3 protein-coding genes are annotated in these 2124 nt (G+C 51.1%); all 3 read left to right on the top strand.

What is annotated here, in order from left to right; genetic code table 11:
• The first annotated feature begins 147 nt into the window (after positions 1–147).
• The 3 genes from Q0620_RS09625 (at position 148) to Q0620_RS09615 (ending at position 1956) form a co-directional block, all read left to right on the top strand.
• Positions 148–1350, top strand: coding sequence for a replication-associated recombination protein A (locus Q0620_RS09625; RefSeq protein WP_298784810.1), 1203 nt, complete (start codon positions 148–150; stop codon positions 1348–1350).
• Complete coding sequence (locus Q0620_RS09620) at positions 1347–1703, top strand: MmcQ/YjbR family DNA-binding protein (protein WP_298784808.1); 357 nt, start codon at positions 1347–1349, stop codon at positions 1701–1703. The genes Q0620_RS09625 and Q0620_RS09620 overlap by 4 nt, the downstream gene beginning before the upstream one ends.
• 115 nt (positions 1704–1818) lie before the next feature.
• Positions 1819–1956: a hypothetical protein gene (locus Q0620_RS09615; RefSeq protein WP_298784806.1), complete on the top strand. Its 138-nt coding sequence runs from the start codon at positions 1819–1821 to the stop codon at positions 1954–1956.
• Positions 1957–2124: the final 168 nt, after the last annotated feature.

Raw genomic sequence — 2124 nt, 5'->3', positions numbered from 1 at the left:
TGCGCGGCGCAAATTTCAAGCTCTCACCGTGCATAAATTTCAAAATCTCGCCGTATGTAAAACCCAAACCGCCTTTTAAATTTAGCCGAATTTAAAAATTTAATCATAAAAACGCTATCATCGGGGCAAAATTTTTAAGGTTGCAAAATGAGTTTGAGCTTGAAATTTCGCCCCAAAAGCTTAGAGCAGATCGTGGGGCAGGGCAAGATCGTAGCGGTTTTTAAAAAATTCGTCGCCGCAGGCAGCATCCCGCACAGTATATTTTTCGGCGCCGCAGGCAGCGGTAAAACGACGATGGCGCGCGTGATCGCAAGCGAGCTGAACTACGATTTTTACGAGCTTGACGCCACGAGCCTGAAGGTCGAGGATATCCGCAAAATTCTATCCTCGCACGCCGGCTCGCTCATCAAGCCGCTCATTTTCATCGACGAGATCCACCGTCTCAGTAAGACGCAGCAGGAGGTGCTTCTTATCCCGATGGAGAACTACGCCGCGATCATCATCGGCGCGACGACGGAAAATCCGCAGTTCGTGCTAAGCAGCGGCATCCGCTCGCGCTCGATGATCTTTGAGTTCGAACCGCTTAGCTACGAGGATTTGGAGGTGCTTTTGGCGCGGGTGCAGGGCGAGATCGGCTTTGAGATGGACGAGGAGGCGCGAAAATACCTGCTAAACTCCAGCAGCGGCGATGCAAGGAGTATGCTAAATCTGCTGGAATTTGCGCTTTTGGCAGACAGCGCCATTACGCTGGATACGCTTCGCACGCTGCGTGCAAATGCCGTAGCTGCGGGCGTTAGCAGCGACGACGTGCATTATGAGCTAGCCAGCGCGATGATCAAAAGCCTGCGCGGCAGCGACGCCGACGCCGCGCTGTATTATGTCGCGAGGCTGATAGATGCGGGCGAGAGCGCGGATTTTATCGCGCGCAGGATGGTGATCCTAGCTAGCGAGGACATCGGCAATGCCAATCCAAACGCCCTAAATATCGCTACTAGCACGCTAACTGCCGTCAGCAAGATCGGCTACCCCGAGGCTCGCATTATCTTAGGACAATGCGCGATCTATCTGGCGCACAGCCCCAAATCAAACGCCGCGTATTTGGGCATCAACGCCGCTTTGAAGTTCGTCCGCTCCGCTGCTCCGCTGCCTACGCCGCGCTATCTTATTAACTCCGACAAGCAGATCGCAGACTACAAATACCCGCACGACTTTGGCGGCTGGGTCGAGCAGGCCTATATGAGCGAGGCGGCGAAATTTTACGAAAGCAAGGGGATTGGCTTTGAAAAGACGCTGGATGAGTGGCTGGCGCGATTGCGCAGGGAAAAGATCGATATCAAGGAACGAGAATGAACTTCAGCAGCGTCCTAAAACTAATAAAGCAGCGCTATGGCGCGGACGGCGAATATCTGTGGGATGAATATCCCAATTTTGCGGTTTTCCGTCACGGTGGAGGGAAGCGTAAGTGGTTTGCACTTCTGATGCGCGGGCTTGCAAACGAAAAACTCGGTCGCGCACTTCCTGGCTCAAGCGATGTGATAAATTTAAAAGTTTCGCCCGATTTGGCGGCAATTTTGCGTGACGAAAAAGGAATTTTTGCAGCCTACCATATGAATAAAAAGCACTGGATTAGCGTCTGCCTTGATACGGTGCCGCGCGAGCAGATTGAGGATCTAATCGAGCAAAGTAGGGAGCTTACGAGGTAGAATTTTGCGCCTGGCTAGATTATTGAAATTAGGCGCGCGGTATTTTGTGTAAAATTTAATAATTTTGCGCTGAAATTTTATGAAAGCAAAAAGACCTGCTTTGAAAAGATGATGGATGAGTGGCTGGCAAAGATCAAGGCAAAGGGCTCGGTTTAAATTTACGTGCGGCGAAGAGCTTAAATTTGAACTGAGAGCGCAGATTTTAGCGGCTCGTGGGCTTAAATTTAAAAATATCCGCAAGGAGCGCGAATGAATGAGCAAAATTTGAAATATATCGCAAATTTAAAAGCGCAGGACGTGCCGTGGAGCAGGCTCATGACCGCTTACGGCAGGGCGAGCGAATTCCCCGAAATTTTTAAGAAACTCGCGCGGGCAATCGAAGCTTGTGATGCGGCGCGCGGTTCGGGCGGCGAGCAAAATT

Source organism: uncultured Campylobacter sp. (genome assembly GCF_938017615.1).
GTDB lineage: Bacteria > Campylobacterota > Campylobacteria > Campylobacterales > Campylobacteraceae > Campylobacter_B.
Note: the sequence above shows the minus strand (reverse complement) of the source record. Positions and strands in the feature narration are given on the sequence as shown.

Excerpts from the sequence above, each read along its gene's own strand:
- Q0620_RS09625 (WP_298784810.1), top strand. The coding sequence starts at position 148 with ATGAGTTTGAGCTTGAAATTTCGCCCCAAAAGCTTAGAGCAGATCGTG.
- Q0620_RS09620 (WP_298784808.1), top strand. The coding sequence starts at position 1,347 with ATGAACTTCAGCAGCGTCCTAAAACTAATAAAGCAGCGCTATGGCGCG.
- Q0620_RS09615 (WP_298784806.1), top strand. The coding sequence starts at position 1,819 with ATGAGTGGCTGGCAAAGATCAAGGCAAAGGGCTCGGTTTAAATTTACG.